15 protein-coding genes and 1 tRNA gene are annotated in these 18,088 nt (G+C 44.0%); 7 read left to right on the plus strand and 9 right to left on the minus strand.

Annotation, left to right across the window (positions count from 1 at the left end; genetic code table 11):
• The first annotated feature begins 9 nt into the window (after window positions 1–9).
• Window positions 10–82 (plus strand) — tRNA-Ala (locus V5G28_RS30740).
• A 396-nt stretch (window positions 83–478) separates the two neighbouring features.
• Complete coding sequence (locus V5G28_RS30745) at window positions 479–856, plus strand: GxxExxY protein (protein ID WP_041041002.1); 378 nt, start codon at window positions 479–481, stop codon at window positions 854–856.
• Between the two features lie 189 nt (window positions 857–1,045).
• Here V5G28_RS30745 and topA read toward each other — a convergent pair whose 3' ends face one another.
• The 4 genes from topA to V5G28_RS30765 form a co-directional block, all read right to left on the minus strand.
• A complete protein-coding gene (topA, locus tag V5G28_RS30750; protein WP_332987178.1) occupies window positions 1,046–3,220 on the minus strand; it encodes a type I DNA topoisomerase in 2,175 nt (724 codons plus the stop codon).
• A 388-nt stretch (window positions 3,221–3,608) separates the two neighbouring features.
• Entirely contained in the window at window positions 3,609–4,748 is a 1,140-nt protein-coding gene (locus tag V5G28_RS30755) for an ATP-binding protein (RefSeq protein ID WP_332987179.1), read from the minus strand.
• Window positions 4,749–4,750: 2 nt separating this feature from the next.
• Window positions 4,751–6,991, minus strand: coding sequence for a hypothetical protein (locus V5G28_RS30760; RefSeq protein WP_332987180.1), 2,241 nt, complete (start codon window positions 6,989–6,991; stop codon window positions 4,751–4,753).
• Entirely contained in the window at window positions 6,984–8,363 is a 1,380-nt protein-coding gene (locus V5G28_RS30765; protein WP_332987181.1) for a hypothetical protein, read from the minus strand. The genes V5G28_RS30760 and V5G28_RS30765 overlap by 8 nt, the downstream gene beginning before the upstream one ends.
• Window positions 8,364–8,749: 386 nt before the next feature.
• Between V5G28_RS30765 and V5G28_RS30770 the strand changes: the two genes are divergently transcribed.
• Window positions 8,750–9,049, plus strand: coding sequence for a TRADD-N-associated membrane domain-containing protein (locus tag V5G28_RS30770; RefSeq protein ID WP_332987182.1), 300 nt, complete (start codon window positions 8,750–8,752; stop codon window positions 9,047–9,049).
• Window positions 9,050–9,476: 427 nt separating this feature from the next.
• On the plus strand, window positions 9,477–9,695 hold the full coding sequence (locus tag V5G28_RS30775) for a hypothetical protein (protein ID WP_073636335.1): 219 nt from the start codon (window positions 9,477–9,479) through the stop codon (window positions 9,693–9,695).
• Window positions 9,696–9,756: 61 nt separating this feature from the next.
• On the opposite strand, the gene ribD is transcribed toward V5G28_RS30775, so the two are convergent.
• The 4 genes from ribD to V5G28_RS30795 all read right to left on the minus strand — a co-directional run bounded on the left by ribD (window position 9,757) and on the right by V5G28_RS30795 (window position 14,133).
• Complete coding sequence (gene ribD, locus V5G28_RS30780) at window positions 9,757–10,827, minus strand: bifunctional diaminohydroxyphosphoribosylaminopyrimidine deaminase/5-amino-6-(5-phosphoribosylamino)uracil reductase RibD (RefSeq protein WP_442994309.1); 1,071 nt, start codon at window positions 10,825–10,827, stop codon at window positions 9,757–9,759.
• Between the two features lie 663 nt (window positions 10,828–11,490).
• On the minus strand, window positions 11,491–12,108 hold the full coding sequence (gene mreD / locus V5G28_RS30785; RefSeq protein WP_332987184.1) for a rod shape-determining protein MreD: 618 nt from the start codon (window positions 12,106–12,108) through the stop codon (window positions 11,491–11,493).
• Window positions 12,109–12,249: 141 nt separating this feature from the next.
• A complete protein-coding gene (mreC, locus tag V5G28_RS30790) occupies window positions 12,250–13,044 on the minus strand; it encodes a rod shape-determining protein MreC (protein WP_332987185.1) in 795 nt (264 codons plus the stop codon).
• 81 nt (window positions 13,045–13,125) lie between these two features.
• Entirely contained in the window at window positions 13,126–14,133 is a 1,008-nt protein-coding gene (locus tag V5G28_RS30795) for a rod shape-determining protein (RefSeq protein WP_336231487.1), read from the minus strand.
• A gap of 368 nt (window positions 14,134–14,501) precedes the next feature.
• On the opposite strand from V5G28_RS30795, the gene V5G28_RS30800 reads away from it, so the two are divergent.
• Window positions 14,502–14,864, plus strand: coding sequence for a single-stranded DNA-binding protein (locus V5G28_RS30800; RefSeq protein WP_073636330.1), 363 nt, complete (start codon window positions 14,502–14,504; stop codon window positions 14,862–14,864).
• Window positions 14,865–14,983: 119 nt separating this feature from the next.
• On the opposite strand, the gene V5G28_RS30805 is transcribed toward V5G28_RS30800, so the two are convergent.
• Window positions 14,984–15,736, minus strand: coding sequence for an SIMPL domain-containing protein (locus V5G28_RS30805; RefSeq protein WP_332987186.1), 753 nt, complete (start codon window positions 15,734–15,736; stop codon window positions 14,984–14,986).
• Window positions 15,737–16,135: 399 nt separating this feature from the next.
• Here V5G28_RS30805 and V5G28_RS30810 point away from each other — a divergent pair, with 399 nt between their 5' ends.
• Both V5G28_RS30810 and V5G28_RS30815 read left to right on the plus strand, forming a co-directional pair.
• Window positions 16,136–16,549: an EVE domain-containing protein gene (locus V5G28_RS30810; protein WP_332987187.1), complete on the plus strand. Its 414-nt coding sequence runs from the start codon at window positions 16,136–16,138 to the stop codon at window positions 16,547–16,549.
• Between the two features lie 86 nt (window positions 16,550–16,635).
• Window positions 16,636–18,063, plus strand: coding sequence for a cation:proton antiporter (locus V5G28_RS30815; protein WP_332987188.1), 1,428 nt, complete (start codon window positions 16,636–16,638; stop codon window positions 18,061–18,063).
• Window positions 18,064–18,088: the final 25 nt, after the last annotated feature.

The raw sequence follows: 18,088 nt of genomic DNA on the forward strand, positions 1-18,088 counted from the left end.
TCTTTAACCGGGGAATTAGCTCAGTTGGTAGAGTGCTGCGATCGCACCGCAGAGGTCACGAGTTCGAATCTCGTATTCTCCATGTGTACATTAAATAATTATTGTCAGTTTTAAAGAATTGATGTCCATTTTTAGGAAGTTCAGGGACATAAGTTACGTATTTTCATACACTATCTGGAAAATCTGCCCAGCGAATTACCCGAAACGCTTCAACAATTATTTACAGAAATACAACCCACCAAAACACCCTTAACCGTCACCCATGACGGGGAACCCTTAGTTATTATCTATCCTGCTAGCCCTCAACCTCAGCGCCCAGGATTTGGAGCCATCAAGGGTAGCGGCGAAATATTGGGAGACGTGATTGCTCCAGTAATCCCTCAAACGTCTGAATCACGGATTAGACAGATTCAAGGATGACACGGAGTTAGAATCTGTGTCATCTTGTGATTGATCAAAATCCGTGATTTAGAAGAAAATGAGTAGCTTAAAATACGCTGACATCACCCAAAAAATTATTGGAGCCTCCTTTGAAGTCCATAAATTTTTAGGCAACGGCTTCCAAGAAGTTATCTACCAACGCGCTCTAAGCTACGAGATGCGTCAAGCAAGACTAGAATTTGCCCGCGAAATAGAACAGCACATTTACTATAAAAACCTACTCGAACCTATCGGTACACGCAGAGCCGACTTTGTAGTTGAAAACAAAATACTCGTAGAACTAAAAGCCGTCATCCAACTCGAAGATGTTCACCTAGCCCAAGCGCTCAACTATTTAAAAGCCTATAGATTAGAAGTTGGATTACTGATAAATTTTGGTAGCAAAAGCCTAACCTTCAAAAGGCTTGTAATGTAGAACACGGATTAGACGGATTAAAGGATGACACGGAAAAAACTTACTTGCACAGCAAAGAATCTCATGAATAACCTGTCTACTTCATCTTAATCATCTGTGTAATGTCGTAATCCGTATCAATCCGTGATTCAGACAATGGCGGAAATGTGATATTTAAGATTTACTTTATCACTAATAACAAGCAGTGGGTTAACACTTCAACTCCCCAAACTTGGGACTCCACCACCCTTTTGCAGTGGTAAAATAAGCGACATCCTTATGTTTCTGGTCATTGCGGGACTTAGAATCGGAACAGCGAAGCATTGTCTTACTCTGTCCGTCTTTCGTATAACTGTACTCCTCCAGAGGTTTCTTACACACAGGACAGGGATATGTCGTTATCTTGACTGGAGAGTTTGCGGAATTTGCTGATTTGACTGCTTGAGAACGAGGTGCTTCCCAAGTCTTCGTGCGATCGCTCCAAAACAGGACGGTATCTTCACACCCGCTGAGACATTTGAGGAAGTATTTCTTTGTAACTTTATTGCTGGGAATTTTCGCTAAGTAATTCTTACACTGAGGGCAACGAGTTCTGGAAGTCTGAAATTTGCGTTCAGCCACAGGAGAAGCTTTCGCCTCATTTGATGAACTGACAACTGAACTGACAACGACAGTTTTTGCTTTTGCCAAAGCTGGTGCAAAATAATTCTGGTTCCAATTTGTCAGGTAGTGCTGCCAAGGCTGTTTCCCGGAAGCAATTGCGTCTAAGGCATCCTCCATCTTTGCCGTAAATTCTGTTTGCAACAAATCTGGTAATGCCTTCTGCAAAAAAGCATCGACTTCTAGTCCTAAAGTTGTCGGCTGTAGGTTTTCTTTTGTGAGCTGGACATAACTTCGTTTCTTAAGCGTCGCAATTGTGGGAGAATAAGTACTAGGACGACCAATGCCTTTACGCTCCATCAGTTGTACGAGTTTTGGTTCGCTGTAGCGGGGTGGCGGCTGGGTCTTTTTCTTCTCGTGACCTGCATTCTCCAAAGTCAGCATCTGCGCTTGTTGCAAGTTTGGCAGCATTGTATCCTTGCTCAGGTTCGACCAGTACCGGGCATAACCGTAAAACTCTATGACTTGTCCTCTCGCTTGCCAGAGAATTTGACCAGACTGAGTGATGACGAGAGTTTTCCGGAGTTGTGCAGCGCGACATTGGGAGGCGATCGCCCGTTTCCAAATCAAGACATACAAGTTAAACTCGTCTGTAGAAAGTTGTACTCGCAATTCAGTTGAAGGGCGAAACACATCCGTTGGTCGGATTGCTTCATGAGCTTCCTGAGCGGTTTTATTGCTACGATGTCTAGCAACAGAAGGCGGCACATTCTGCGGATCATTCTGCTCTAACCACTTGCGGGCACTCGCGCAGAACTCTGGACTCAGCATAACTGAATCAGTCCGCATATATGTAATTAACCCCGCCTCATACAACTTTTGAGCCACCTGCATAGTTTTTTCAGGAGCAAATTTCAACCTCGAACCAGCAGCTTGCTGAAGAGTAGAAGTGATAAAGGGTGGAGGTGGTTGGCGGTTGGCGATTTTCCCCTCGTATTGGACAATTTGGTGAGGATAGCGTTTCGCTTCCTCAACTAAGTGTGTTGCTTCTGCTTCCGAAAGAACGCGAGTAGACTCGGTTGCTTCTGTGCTGTTAACTGCGGCGTCATCATGAACTTCAGCTTCCTGTGGTGATTCCGACGGAGTATCCACCTTACCTTTGTAGAAAGCGCGGAATCCTTCCGCATAATCAACCCAGACACTCCAATAATCTTGCGGCACAAAAGACTGAATTTCCCTCTCGCGCTGGCAAATCAGGTGCAGGGTAGCACTTTGAACGCGTCCGACACTCTTCGCGCCATTATTCAACGCCCAAACCAGCGGGCTTCCCTTGTAACCGACGAGTTTGTCAAGACAATCGCGGCACAATCCTGCTCCCACCAAGTTAAGATCAAGTTCTCTAGGATTGGCGATCGCACTTTTCACCGCAGACTCTGTAATCTCCGTGTAGACGACTCGTTTCGGTGCTTTCAAACCCAAAGCTTCCTTGAGATGCCAAGCGATCGTTTCTCCTTCTCGATCTGGATCAGTCGCTAAGACAACTTCCTTGACCTGGCGAACCGCAGCCTTAAGTTGTTGAATCGTTTCCTTTGCTTGCTGGTTGCGGGGTACATAACGACATTGTACACTACTGCCATCCAAGGTAAAACCCAGCGAATCCTCACCTTCATCGCTGAGTTCTCGAATGTGACCGCAACTAGCACGAACAATCCACTCCGAACCCAGAATTTGACTGAGCTTTTTGACTTTACCGGGGGATTCGACCACTAGAAGGCGTTTAGGCATGGCACCTTAGGTTTGGATGCAATCTACACAGTAGGCTCTTAGTTTTTTATAGTACACTTGTTTTGACTTTCGTTATCTGGTTTGATTGGTTAAACCTCTTGCAAAAGTTAATCTTTTGGAAAATCAAACCACAGATGCACACCGATTAACACTAGTTATTTATCTGTGTCCATGTGTGGTTCTAAATATCTATTAAGTAAGCGCACATAATTAAACGTAGGATGTGTTAGGCGCAGCCGTAACGCATCAATTCCTTCAGCATGGGTTACGCTATCGCTAACCCATCCTACGATGGTTCATTTTCATTCCACAAACCCACTTCATCATACTTTTGCAAAAAATCTCTTGATTTCGACTCATGACTCGATAATTCCTAATCTGTAAATCATTACGAGTTACTAATTTTTTTACCCAGCCAAACCCGAAAGTGAGAATGATATAAGCTGTAAGTGGTTTCTTTGCCGACGCCCTGCTGTAGGAACTCAAGCCAATGTTCTAGAATTTCCGCCACATCATATTCATCTTCATCAATTATTTGGGTAATCGCTTTTGCTGACATTCCTGCGGTTTCCCCAGAAGTCAGGACACCCAGCACTTTCAAAGCAACATCAGACAAACCCTCACCTTTTATCTTCTGCCAATGCTGCTGGTAATAGGCAACTAAACCTGGGGGAATTCTATCAAACTGGTAGGGTTCGGAGTAAAAACCCTCAGCAATGGCATTCAAAATATGGTGCAGATACATAAAATTATTTTCGCTTTCCGTAGTGAGGCGTGCAATCAATTCTTCCTCACGTATATGTGAACTATCCCCACTTTCTACTCCCCTCTCTGCTTGCCGAGAGGGGCTGGGGGTGAGGTACTGCCGAATGTATGCTTGCACATCTTCCCGATTCTGTTCCGGATATTCCGATAAATCAAGAACTTGCGACGGTACTTCAATCAACAAACCAGATTTTTCTCTTTTGAAAGGACGGCGTGTGAGAATAAAATAGACCCCATCCGGCAGATATCTGGGAAGATAAAACAGATTTGTACCTGGGGGTTGAACCGTACGGTCAATCGCGTCTAAGGCATCAATAGCAATTATCAAGCGTTGATGGGGTTCTAGGCGATCGCTAATTTTCTGGAGTAGCAGCGAAAGAAACCAACTTCCCTCTGTGGCGTTGTCAGGTATTGGGTGTAGAGACGTTTCATCTTGTAGAGACGTTACATATAACGTCTCTACAAGGTTGGTGCAGACAGTTGTGAGAAATTCTGAAGTCCGATTTTTGCCCTCAACTTGGGCGTTGTAATAAACAACATTACTGTTTTGAGTCACATACTTGCCGAGGATAGCACTTTTGCCGCTACCGGGTACACCAACAATGGTGAAGTAACCCCGCTTGTGACGGTGGAGAAAGTCGCTGATGGCGGTGAAGATAAAAGGGCGATCGATAAAATTTTGGCTTTTTTCGAGAATGACTTGTTGAAATTGGGTTGGGTAGGAAGCGGAATTGATGGGGGTTTGGGAAGGTGGAGTATTCATAGTTACGCCTCCATGCCTTCTAGACGGAGGAAATGCAAGCGCCCGGATGCTTCGCCTGCTACAATTGTTACGCCATCTGGGGCAACGGCGCAGCATCTAATTGCACTTTCTCCAGTGAAACTGGCAATTTTTTTTCTAGAGTGCAAGTCCCAGACTTTGAGTGTATCGTCAGATGAACCAGAAACCACGTATCTGCCATCAGGAGCGAGAGCGGCTGCATTAACCGAGTCACGATGACCGCTAAGGGTAAATTTTTCTTTGCCAGAGTGCAAATCCCAGACTTTAAGTGTACAGTCATATGAGCCAGAAATTACATATTTGCTATCAGGAGTGACGGCGACTGTATTAACCGTGGAACCATGACCCTCAAGGGTACACAATTCTTCCCAGGATTGAGAATTCCAGACTTTAAGTGTACAGTCATATGAGCCAGAAATTACGTATTCGCGATCAGGAGTAACAGCGACTGCATTAACTTTAGAACTATGATCTGTGAGGGTGAACTTTTGTTTGCCAGAGTAGAAATCCCAGACTTTGAGTGTGTTGTCATCTAAATTAAAAATCACGTATTCACCATTAGGAGTGATGGCGACTGCCTTAACCCAGTTAAGATGATGCGTGTGGTCACATAAATTTTCCCAGGATTGCAAATCCCAAACTTTGAGTGGAGCGTCAGATAAACCAGAAATTACGTATTCGTTATCAAAACTGACGGCAACTCCATTTATGTTGAAATTATCCTCCGTGAGGATAAATTTTTGTTTCCCTGAGTACAAATCCCAGACTTTGAGTGTATCGTCAGATGAACCAGAAATCACGTATTTGCTATTAGGAGTGACGGCGACTGCATTAATCTTGGAACTATCCTCCGTGAGGATAAACTTTTGTTTCCCAGAGTACAAATCCCAGACTTTGAGTGTATCGTCAGATGAACCAGAAATCACGTATTTGCCATTAGGAGTGACGGCGACTGCATTAACCCAGTCACTATGACCACTAAGGGTAAATTTTTCTTTGCCAGAGTGCAAATCCCAGACTTTGAGTGTATCGTCAGATGAACCAGAAATCACGTATTTGCCATTAGGAGTGACGGCGACTGCATTAACCCAGTTACTATGACCACTAAGGGTACACAATTCTTCCCAAGATTCCAAATCCCAGACTTTGAGTGTATCGTCAGATGAACCAGAAATCACGTATTTGCCATTAGGAGTCACGGTGATTGCATTAACCGCATAATTATGACCTGTGAGGGTACGTAGTTCTTCCCAGGATTGCAAATCCCAGACTTTAAGTGTATTGTCAGATGAACTAGAGAATATATCACCTGAACCAGAAATTATGTATTTGCCATCGCTAGTAACAGCGACTACATTAACCCTAGAACTATGACCACTGATGGTACATAGTTCTTCCCCGGAGTGCAAATGCCAAACTTTGAGAGTTTTGTCATCTGAACCAGAAATTGCGTATTTGCTATCAGGAGTGACGGTGACTGCATTAACCCAGTCACTATGACCATTGAGGGTACACAATTCTTCCCAGGATTCCAAATCCCAGACTTTGAGAGTTTTGTCATCTGAACCAGAAATCGCGTATTTGCTATCAGAAGTGATGGCAACTGCATTAACCTTGGAACTATGACCTGTGAAGGTGAACTTTTGTTTGCCAGAGCGCAAATCCCAGACTTTGAGTGTATCGTCATCTGAACCAGAAATCGCGTATTTGCCATCAGGAGTCACAGCGACTGCATTAACCCAGTCATTATGACCCGTGAGGGTGCGGAGTAAGGATCCACTAGGGGGAGTTAAGCTAGCTGTCAACGTACGCAAGCAAGTGGTTTTGGTTTGCGATATCTGTTGCAGCAACCCTTGAATTTCCGGTGCATCAAAGTACAGCAAACGCCCTGACAATTGCCCTGCTAATTCCTTTGTATCTTGAATTAAAATATGTGCCGATAGTCGCAACGCCCCTTGAATTAATTTCAGCGCTTCAACAATTTTGGAGTCGTATTCTGGGTGAGTTAATAATTCTGCATCTTCAATCAAATCATAATCTTCAATCAGCGCCAGCACGCCAAATTGAGGATGATTAATTTTTGCTTCTATAAAGTCAAAATCAGTCAACAAACAGCATAATTTATTAACTTGGCCACCTTCTAACCACAAACGTGGAACTTCACCCAAGAAATGTTCTTCTTCTTCCGATGACTTTTCAGCTAACCAGGCGCGAAGATTACTCATAGCCAAAAAGTCCTTCTGTCATATTATCGGCAACTTCGGCGCTGATATTTGGTAAATTCACCCCCGCCGCCTGCACAATATCCTGGCGATGCAAAAAATCTCGGAAACTTTCGTGATAAAACCTGTAACGCGGTGGTTGATAATTTTCCTGCTTCTGCAAAAATTGCGCCCACCCATCAAGAACTTCCTGCACAATCAAGTCATTCTGCTTAGAATATTTGGCAATCACTTCACGGGAAGCAGCGCTACGTAACGCACACATTACATAGACAATCTTGATTTTATTTTTCGGTAAAGGCTTGGTTGTCATACCCATGAGTTGCCAGTGGTTTTCATAATATCCTTGTAAACCTACAGGTAATTCATCCAGAGGTTTATTATTGTAAAAACCTTCAGCGATTGCTTGCAAAACCCAGCGCAAATACATAAAATTATTTTCGCTTTTCGTCGCTACTTCTTCCACAAAGTCAGCAGTAGAAACATGGTTTTGCTTTTGAATCCACAGACTCAAACCCTGTTTATATTCTCTATCATTGAGCAATAGCCAAATATACTCTTTCACATCCTGGCTACTCCTTTCGGCGTAGTCTCTTAAGTCTAATTGCTGGGTGGGAACACTAGGTGAAACATTCAACCTTTTCTCATTCTGGTTATACGGTCTTCTTGTTAGCAGAAAGTAAACGTTTTCTGGAAGAATAGTAGGCAAATATAAAAGGTTTCCGGTCGATTCTTGGTCAACTTCATCCAGTGCATCAACAACAATTATCAGGCGTTCACCAGCAATAATTTTTTCGCTAGCTTTGGCTAGCAAAGTTGATAAATCAGCATCTGCTGCATCCTGTAACTGGTAACGACTGATCAATTGTTGGCGAATTTTTTTCAAGAACAATTCCGGGCGATTCATCCCCTCAGCACGAACATTGAAAAAGCAAATTGCTTCTGGGTTGTCTAATATGTACTTAGCAGCGATCGCACTTTTCCCCATTCCTGCATCACCTACGACACTAAAGTAGCCATTGGGGTTTTTGCTGAAGAACTCTTCAATAGCATCAAAGACAAATTTTCTACCACAAAATGACTCTGTTTTGTCTTTGATTAATCGCTCAAATTCTGGTGGAATTTGCTGCGGATACCAATCTTTTGAATCAACTATATCAGTTGGTTTAATCTTTAAAACTTTAGCAATATTTATAACTTGTCGTTTTTCAACTCCATTTGGGCAGTCTTTTGTACCTAATAAACGTTTAATTGTGTCACTAGAAACTTGTGCTTCATCTGCAAGCTTTTCTATAGTCAAACCTGCTTCTTTATAGGCATTTCTCAGTCTATTTTTGCCTTCTTCGCTAGATTGAACCTTATCGGATTGCAGCATAGATAAAACAGATTGATGAATCCAGGCATTTAATACAATACGGTTCCGTTAGTGATGTTAATCCTTAAAGATCCCCCAACCCCCTTAAAAAGGGGGCTAGATTCCCCCCCTTTGTAAGGGGGGCTAGGGGGGATCTAGCCTTATCTGAACCGTATTAGCATTTAATAAAGCATACCGAATCTTAATTTACCTGTGTAGGGCAGTTAGGTTTTATTACCTTGCCCCTTCTGCCCCAAAATATAGGGCAAATCGTAAATCTACACTCAACCTGTCTGCTCTCGAATTTGAATTGTTGCCTCTATAGGATACGAATATGCAAGTTAAGAAAAAACCTTGCGCTTCGCAGTCAATCAATAAATTGTATACACCAGAAAAGGCAACAACTCATGAACTTCAATATTTTTTCCAAACCCCAACCCAACAACAATAATAATGCACAAGAGATGGAACAAAAAATCATTGAAGAATTACTACGCCAAGCACGTCTCACTTTCAACCTTGCTTTAGGCGTAACCGCAGCATCTGCAATGATGACATTATCTGGTGTAGGACTTCTCTATTTAAATAAAGTACCAGAAGCCAGCCTCACCGCAGGTGCAGGAATTCTCGCCAGTATTAGCAGCGTTCAGTTTGCCAAAGATGCAAAAGAAGAACTGGGCGAGATGATAGACAAGTTACCGAAATAACCCCGGAAATAGCTATCTCGCGTTTTCGCGCTTAAATAGAGATGCGGTTATCCTTTGGGCGATGACGCAAAGCGATCGCCCCTAGTATCAATATATTCAGATTCCCGACTTCTTAAAGAAGTCGGGAATCTAGTTGTTCATAATCTTGCACTTGTAACCACTACCAGTTAGGTTAAGAAAACAGACCTAACTACAGATAGTTGAGATTTAGAACAACAACAGCAAAAAGTCAAGACTTAGTAGCGCACAATAACATAAATTTTTATTCAAATGTTACTTGAAGTTCTTGATTCTAAATCATTATCAATTTATAACTCAATATATTAAGTTTCCAATAACACTTGTGTCAGCTTCTACATTCACACCGGAAGCCTCGACAGAATTGTGTATCCTGAAAACAGCTAGGCTAACTTTCAATGGAGGTCTAATGACTCCCAAAATTATGCGTCAGCTTTGGTCTGTGGTGGAAACCGCGCAAGCTAAGACGCTCTTGCAACTCGATGATGCTAGCTTGGTGCAGTGGTTGGTAAAACAAATCAAAACCCAAGCTTTGCTAGATTGTCATGAAACCGATTTCCTCAGTGACTACATCCAATCCCGACTGGCTCTTATCCGTGATATTGCTCAAGAACGTCAGTATTCTTAGTCACGAGAAAATAAGTCAAGAGTCAAGAGTTACTTGACTCAGGACTATAAAATCTAGTGGACTAAAGACTTTTTTGCGGCAAATAACCTTCTACTAAACAGTCGGAACCAACTACGCGGATCGCTACACGTTCTAAGGACAACGCCTCAGTCATGGTGGTAAAACCCAAGTCACCCACAGGTGTAGGGGCATTACTACCACCAATGATTTTGGGAGCAATAAAGGCAAGCACTTTTTGCACTGCTCCTTGGGCGATCGCTCTCGCAGCTAAGATACCACCGCACTCCCACAATACGCTGCAAAATCCCCGCTCGTATAAGTACACCATTACTTGCTCTGGTGTGAGTGGTGTTAACTCCACTACTTCCACTCCCTGGTTCCGCAACAGTTCTTGAAAATCGGCGTTGGCTCCTTTGTCTGTCAAAACCAAAGTGGGAGCCTCTGCGGTTTGCCATAGGTGAGCCTTTTCCGGTAAGTTAAGAGTGCGGCTCATCACCACCCGTAGAGGATTATGTGCCCCTTCGCGATGGCTGGTTAAATAAGGATTATCTTGTCTAACTGTATTTCCACCAACAATGATCGCATCACAAGCTGCTCGCAGTTGATGAACTTCGCTACGGGCATCTTGATTTGTCACCCAAGCACTATGACCTGTTGTCGTAGCAATTTTACCATCCAAAGTCATGGCATATTTTAAAATGCCAAAAGGTCGATGGTGAAGAATGCGATGGACAAAGCCTTCATTGAGCTTCTTACAAGCTTCTTCTTCCACACCCACCAGCACTTCTATCCCCGCAGCGCGTAGACGGGCAATACCACCGCCAGCGACAAGTGCATTGGGATCAACCATTCCCACCACTACCTTGGCAACCCCAGCAGCTACCAACGCTTCCGAACAAGGGGGAGTGCGTCCGTAGTGATTGCACGGTTCCAGGCTAACATAAATAGTTGCTCCACGAGCGTGTTCACCTGCTGCCTTTAGGGCAAAAACTTCTGCATGCGGTTCACCGACACGCGGATGAAACCCCTCCCCAACAATCTCTCCATCTTTGACAATCACCGCCCCTACCATCGGATTTGGGGAGGTGCGCCCTAAAGCGCGGCGGGCGAGTTCCAAACACCGCTGCATCATAGCGCGGTCAAAGTCAGTTCCTACGATTTCCTTCGGGTTTGAACCATCCTCAAATCCTGACCCCACAACAAAAGCATCTGGTTCGACCACTGGCGAATTATCCATAATTCCTAGCAACAGAGTGAATATTTTGTACGCTAGCTACAGAATACTGTTTCATATCAAGTCCGGTTAAATACTTATCATTACCCGAATAACCCCACCCCGGTAAAGCTGCGCTTCACCTCCCCGGACCGCAAGCGGGGAGGGGCGGCGCGGGGTGGGGTGCAGTTAACGTGGAAATCATAACTAATTAACCGGACATGATATCAGGGACTTCCAAATTAAAAAATATCCAACTTTTTTTGTGGGATGGGATTCCCGCCCGTCCTATAAACTGGGCGGGCTTTCTGACCCACCCGACAACATTGGATAATTTATTTGTTGGAAAACCCTCAACTGAAACCAGCTTCTGTGATAATTGCGATTTCACATAACTCTAGCTTTAATCCATCTTGCCAGAGGATACTGAAATTCCAAAAAAATTTAGGAGTGAGGGTCAACTTATGTGACTCCTCACTCCTCACTCACTCTTTTCTGGGGGTTTAAGCCCAGATTATCCACACTCCGCACTTGGTTCTTGGTTAGAACATTTTGAATTTTGAATTTTTAATTTTGAATTGTTCACGGCTGTTCCGCCAATTTTAGCCGCCGCCACCAACGCTTTAAAGGAAAATAAACCACTGGTGCCCACAGGCTACTGAGAATCGCAGAGGCAAGGGCGACTTTCTGGAAGTATGTCCAAATGTCTGCTGCATTGCGATCGCCCATTAAAATCAATTGCCATGCAAAAATTGTCTCAGACAACACTGCCATAGCAAACACAATCAAGGCAATAGAAATAAAGTCTTCTTGTATAAAACGCTGCTTTTGTAGCATCCCAGTCAGAGCTCCTACCACCCCCAAGCTCAGAGCATGAGTTGGGTCAGGCGATGTCATAGAATCTTGAAGCAGCCCTAATACAACACCTGCAAATAGGCCTTGAAAGGCTGTGCGCTTGACACTCCAAGCAACCACCCAAATCAACAACCAGTTTGGTCCAATTCCCAATAATTCCATACCGGGGAAACGGATGAGCAGCATCAGTAAGCAGAGCAACACTGAGCCAACCGTTATCGCCCAATCAGTCGCTAAACGTAAGCGCGGATGCCAACGAGAAAGGGGGCTGATTTGAATTATGGACTTTCGCTTTGGCGATTTTGGTTTTTTGTGTTTATTACCCCGTGATTCCGGAATCCTCATTTTTTCTAAGAATTTTCATTAAATTTTAAAGAACTCAGGAGTCAAAACCGAGAATAAATAATAAGATTCTTTATTCTTTGAAAGCTCTAGCACATACTTTGGAGCAATTCTGAATTCTGAGTTCTGTATACTGTGTTCTTCTTATTGTGGTTTTGCCGAACCGATATTTTCTGACTGCTGGTTTTCTGCCTTCGGATACACTGTCACCCAATCCAAAGAGCGTATCGGTGGAAAAAGTTCCACCTTCGCCACAGATGCTGGAAGTTTCTTCAAATCCAACGACTTCACCCGTCCTACAGCCAATCCCGAAGGAAATCTCTTACTATAGGCAGATGTGGCAATTACATCTCCAGGTTTAACATTTGGGACTTTTTCATAAAATTCCAGGACTGCATCAGCAGAAGAATCTCCCCGCAAAACCCCCTTTGCTCCTGTGCGACTCACTGTGACACCCACTTGACTCTTGAGGTCACTAATTAACAGTACGCGGCTGGTATTGGGACTCACACTTTCTATTAGACCCACCAATCCACCATCAGCCTTGACAACATAACCTTCTTGGATACCTGCAAGGCTGCCGCGATTGAGGGTGACTTGTTGCCACCAGTTGTCAGCACCACGTCCCGTCACTCGCGCTGGAATTGGGCGCGATGCGAGCGGTTCCTTTTCCACATAGCGTAATAACTGTTTTAACTTTTTATTTTGGCTTTCCAGTTCTACTACCCGGGTTTGGAGTTCTAACAACCGAGCATCCCTGAAGCGTTCTTCTTGAGGTGGTGCTGTCTGCAACATCTGGATTGGACGAGTCACACCCTGGTATACCTCAAACAGAAGCGCACCTTGAGTCTGTCTAAGTACCAAAGCACTCCCAACTATTACACCTAGCAACCCTATTTGTAACCCTTTGCTCTCCCACCACCGACGTGCCGTAAACATAAGAAACCTTTTCTAGCCGTAATATTACTAAGGATATTGGATTCTATATTGAACCCAATATCTGATATTGCGCAGTTTTTGCTACAAATTGCGAGAACGTCCGCTGAAAACCCTTTCCAACTGCTTGAAATTTTCTAACACCCGACCTGTTCCCAGTACAACACAGCTTAATGGGTCAGCGGCAATGTGTGTCACAATTCCGGTTTCATGACTGATCAGGGTATCCAATCCTTTCAGCAAGGCACCTCCGCCAGCTAGCATAATTCCTCGGTCAATAATGTCTGCTGCCAATTCTGGAGGTGTACGTTCCAAAGTCCGCTTCACCGCTTCAATAATCACCGACAACGGTTCCGCCATACTTTCACGAATTTCTGGTCCCTTGATTGAGACTGTTCGCGGTAGACCAGAAAGCAGGTGCAAGCCTCGGACTTCCATCATGGCATCATCATCATCATGAGTGGGATATGCCGACCCAATGCGAATTTTGATGTCCTCAGCAGTACGTTCGCCTATCACTAAATTATGAACTTTTTTCAGATACTGCATGATGGCTTCAGTCAGTTCATCTCCAGCAATGCGTACTGATTCAGAAATGACTGTCCCTTGGAGACTCAAGACAGCAACTTCTGTTGTGCCACCACCAATATCGATTATCATATTGCCTGTTGGTTCAGCGACGGGTAATCCTGCCCCAATTGCTGCAGCCACAGGCTCATCAATCAAATAAACTTCTCTTGCACCAGCTTGAGTTGCAGCATCCATGACTGCTCTTCTTTCTACCCCTGTGACTCCACTGGGAATACCAATGACAATTCTAGGTAATACTAGGGATTTGCCCTCATTTACTCTCTGGATAAAGCTTTTGAGCATCAGCTCCGCTGTATCGAAGTCAGCGATTACACCATCGCGCAAGGGGCGCAGCGCAATCACATTCCCAGGAGTCCGCCCGAGCATTTTTTTTGCCTCTTCTCCAACTGCTAGCGCTACCTTTTCGTTTTGGTCGATCGCCACTACGGAAGGTTCTTGGAGAACAATGCCTTTACCTGATACATAAACGAGGGTGTTAGCGGTACCGAGGTCGATACCCATATCCCGCGATAAGGAAAATTTACGAAAAAGGCCCACGCGTCTCTACGCCCCCTAATTAAATACTTTTTAACTTTTACTGTTATTGAGAATTGTGCAGGATTCTATTACTTTTATTGACCTGAGTCTAGTAAAGTAGATTATGTTTTTATATATTCTTTTTAGAATCTTTAACCAGTCTCAAGCTTCTACTGTTTTATATTCTCCGACTGCATAAACGTATCCGTATCGTTTTGGAGTTTGATCAGAGTAATTTATATCATTTCTCTAAGTAATGATAATTGTTTTTTATTTAACGCTCTGCTAGTGGTCTAGCAATTCGCTATTATGGTATTCACAATACAAGTACGTTTGTACTGCAAAAAACGCACATGAGCATAAATATCGTTACCCTGATCGGTCGTGTAGGAACTGACCCGGATATGAAGTATTTCGAGTCAGGTAGCGTTAAGTGTAAATTAACATTAGCTGTTAATCGGCGCACAAGAGACAGCGAACATACTGATTGGTTCAATCTGGAATTATGGGGAAAAACAGCGCAGGTGGCTGGTGATTACGTGCGTAAAGGCAAACAAATTGCCGTCAAAGGTTCCTTAAAATTTGATACTTGGAGCGATCGCGCCACAGGAGCAAATCGCTCCACACCCGTCATCCTCGTGGATCAACTGCAATTATTGGGTTCTAAACGGGATGCGGAAGAAGCTGGAGTAGATATGAACCCTGAAAATTTTTAAGTATGGAAGAGAACTCAGAACACAGAACTCAGAATTGAGAATATTTAGAGAAATCAATACAGGAAGTTTCACTCCTCAGAAATTCTTCTGAGTACTGACTCCTGATTCCTGAGTTCTTTTCAATAACTAATTTGCAAAGTCACTGTAGCTTCCACCTGTTGCTCACCTCCAACAATAGGAGTGGAAGCGTCTTGGGAAGCTAGCTTAGCAGATTCAGCACGCAACAGAGGTCGTGGCGGTGGCGGAGGTGAACTAGCACCATTCACCTCAATACCGACCACTTCCTTAGGCTGAAAACCCAAAGCACTTAAAACAGCTTGAGCTTGTTGTTGAGCATCTTGGGTTGCTTCTGTTAATGCTTGTTGTCTTGCTTTGGCGATCGCTTGTTCGCTAGCCACAAAACTAATGCCGCTAATTTGAGTTGCACCAGCTTTGACGGCTTCATCTAACAGAGTTCCAGCGCGGTCAGTGGGAATGCGAAAACTCACGACATTGGAAGCAGCATACCCTGTGATACGCTGCACGTTATTGGTGTAACTATAAATTGGGTTAAGAGTAATACCAGTTGTTTGTAATTTTTCCACATTACGGCTCTTTAATAAAGCTACCACAGCTTCGGACCTGCGAGCAGCCTCTTGTTGTACCTCCTGTGCTGTTTTCCCCTGAACCTCCACCCCCAAACTGACTTGAGACAGAGTTGTAGGAATTGTCTCGATTCCACGACCATTGACATTTAGAGTACGCAACATCCTCTCTTTCTGTTGTGCCAAAGTAGGCTGCGTACAAATAACACATACAAGCAAGGCTAAAGATAGAATTTTCCACCAGTTCCCAGCATTTAACTGAGAACCAGACACAGCATCTGTATTCATCAAACGTTCACTCCTCTAAAAATGATTAATTGATAGAGATTAGGTTAAGTCGTGGGAAGTCAAGAGCGGTTACCTGTCACCAACAACCCTTCAGGTGAGCCACTTTGCACACTCGGGGGAACTCCCAAGGGCGCAGTGGCTCACTAACCACTCATCGCTAACAACACACAACTCACAACTCACACTCCCTAGCTCTTCCCTAAAGACACAGTTAAGAACACTGCGTCCATACAGAAGATATGTTTTTACTTTGACATGACTATAGTCAATAGTCAGAGCAGTTACATTTTTAGAAACTAAAGAAAGAAACTAAAGAATAGCTATTGGCTAACCGTTGACTGTTTACTATTGACAGTTAACCGTCAACTGTTAACCGTAAACAATTGAAGGAGAATATTTGTGGCATACTGGCTGCTAAAGACAGAACCAGAAGAGTATTCCTACTGCGATTTAGAACGAGATGGCACTACAGTTTGGGAAGGAGTTAGCAATTCATTAGCTCTCAAGCATCTGCGGACGATGGAAATTGGTGATTTGGCGCTTATTTATCACACAGGCAAACAGCGGCGAGTCATAGGTGTAGCCCAGGTCGTCAGTCAACCTTACCCCGACCCAAAATTGGATGATGCCAAACGGGTTGTTGTCCAGGTGCGAGCCGTACGAAGAGTACAAGAGCCGATAACCCTGACCCAAATTAAGCAGGACGGAAATTTTGAAGGTTTTGACTTAGTGCGCCTGACAAGACTATCTGTAGTACCAGTATCAGAGCCTCATTGGCAGCGTCTTCTGCAATTAACAAGCGGCATGAGTTAATTTATCAATGCTTTCTATAGCGCGTTTATGATAGTTGCTTTCAACAAACCTGTAAATTCAAAGAGAAGGGTTTTCCAAAATAACCGATGCACTTAGATACAATAACCTTCTCATTACCTTTGTTGGCAACCGCAACAGAAACAGCAGATAGTTCACTGATACTGGCAGCGGTGCTGCTCAGTATAGTCGTCATTTACCTCGCTAGCAAGGTAGGTGGGGAATTATTAAGCCGCTTTGGTTTACCGCCAGTCTTGGGGGAATTAGTCGGTGGTGTAGTGGTAGGCATCTCTGTCCTACATCTGTTGGTCTTTCCTGAAGGCGGGGGAGATAGTTCTAGCTCTCTCATCATGACCTTCCTTCAAACCACTGCTGGTCTCACTCCAGACGCCACTGATGCTGTTTTTACAGCGCAGTCTGAGGTGATTTCGGTTTTGTCAGAACTGGGAGTGATCATTCTGCTATTTGAAATTGGTTTGGAATCAAACATCAAAGACTTGATAGCTGTTGGTACCCAAGCACTTGTGGTAGCAGTGGTAGGGGTGGTGGTACCCTTTACTGCTGGTACAGTCGGGTTGATGACTTTGTTTGGCATTCCAGCTGTACCAGCGATTTTTGCAGGTGCCGCTTTGACTGCTACAAGTATTGGTATCACTTCCAAGGTTTTGTCAGAACTCGGGCGTCTCAATTCAAAAGAAGGGCAAATCATTCTGGGCGCTGCTGTTATTGACGATGTACTGGGAATTATCGTTTTGGCGGTGGTAGCAAGTCTTGCAAAAGAAGGCTCAGTGGATGTAAGTAAAGTCATTTATTTGATCATTAGCGCCAGTAGTTTCCTGTTGGGCGCAATTGTCCTTGGAAATATCTTCAGTAAGACTTTTGTAGCAATTGCAAGCAAGCTAAAAACTCGTGGTGGATTAGTGATACCAGCATTCATCTTTGCCTTTGTAATGGCATACTTTGCTGCCACCATTCAATTAGAGGCAATTTTAGGTTCTTTTGCCGCTGGTTTAGTCTTAGACGAAACAGATGAGCGTGTAGAACTGCAAAAGCAAGTTATCCCTATTGCTGATATGCTAGTGCCGATTTTCTTTGTGACTGTTGGCGCAAAAACTGATTTAGGAGTTTTAAACCCAGCAATTCCTAGCAACCGGGAAGGTTTGGTGATGGCGATTTTCCTGATCGTCGTTGCGATCGCTGGTAAACTCGTCACTGGCTTTAGTGTGTTTGGTCAACCTCAAATCAACCGCTTGGCAATTGGTGTAGGAATGATTCCCAGAGGCGAGGTAGGATTGGTGTTTCTTGGCATCGGCTCCTCGATTGGCATTCTCTCAAAACCTTTGGAGGCGGCAATTATTATGATGGTCATCCTAACAACCTTTCTCGCGCCTCCCCTTTTGCGGTTCGTATTCCCAGAACCAGAAACGCCAGCTACAGCAACAGAGCAACTGATTTTAGAGGATTCTTCCGGAAAATCCTTGGTCATGGAATCACCTGATTCTCAGGACACTAAATAAAAGTTTAGTGGTGTGCCACTGCTTT

Source organism: Scytonema sp. PRP1, from assembly GCF_036697665.2.
GTDB classification, from domain to species: domain Bacteria; phylum Cyanobacteriota; class Cyanobacteriia; order Cyanobacteriales; family Nostocaceae; genus Kalymmatonema; species Kalymmatonema gypsitolerans.

Coding starts and splice junctions, on each gene's coding strand:
- mreC (WP_332987185.1), bottom strand. CDS start 13,044: ATGTTTACGGCACGTCGGTGGTGGGAGAGCAAAGGGTTACAAATAGGG.
- topA (WP_332987178.1), bottom strand. CDS start 3,220: ATGCCTAAACGCCTTCTAGTGGTCGAATCCCCCGGTAAAGTCAAAAAG.
- V5G28_RS30775 (WP_073636335.1), top strand. CDS start 9,477: ATGACTCCCAAAATTATGCGTCAGCTTTGGTCTGTGGTGGAAACCGCG.
- mreD (WP_332987184.1), bottom strand. CDS start 12,108: ATGAGGATTCCGGAATCACGGGGTAATAAACACAAAAAACCAAAATCG.
- V5G28_RS30795 (WP_336231487.1), bottom strand. CDS start 14,133: ATGGGTATCGACCTCGGTACCGCTAACACCCTCGTTTATGTATCAGGT.
- V5G28_RS30755 (WP_332987179.1), bottom strand. CDS start 4,748: ATGAATACTCCACCTTCCCAAACCCCCATCAATTCCGCTTCCTACCCA.
- V5G28_RS30815 (WP_332987188.1), top strand. CDS start 16,636: ATGCACTTAGATACAATAACCTTCTCATTACCTTTGTTGGCAACCGCA.
- V5G28_RS30745 (WP_041041002.1), top strand. CDS start 479: ATGAGTAGCTTAAAATACGCTGACATCACCCAAAAAATTATTGGAGCC.
- V5G28_RS30765 (WP_332987181.1), bottom strand. CDS start 8,363: ATGCTGCAATCCGATAAGGTTCAATCTAGCGAAGAAGGCAAAAATAGA.
- V5G28_RS30800 (WP_073636330.1), top strand. CDS start 14,502: ATGAGCATAAATATCGTTACCCTGATCGGTCGTGTAGGAACTGACCCG.
- V5G28_RS30760 (WP_332987180.1), bottom strand. CDS start 6,991: ATGAGTAATCTTCGCGCCTGGTTAGCTGAAAAGTCATCGGAAGAAGAA.
- V5G28_RS30770 (WP_332987182.1), top strand. CDS start 8,750: ATGAACTTCAATATTTTTTCCAAACCCCAACCCAACAACAATAATAAT.
- V5G28_RS30805 (WP_332987186.1), bottom strand. CDS start 15,736: ATGAATACAGATGCTGTGTCTGGTTCTCAGTTAAATGCTGGGAACTGG.
- ribD (WP_442994309.1), bottom strand. CDS start 10,827: ATGATGCAGCGGTGTTTGGAACTCGCCCGCCGCGCTTTAGGGCGCACC.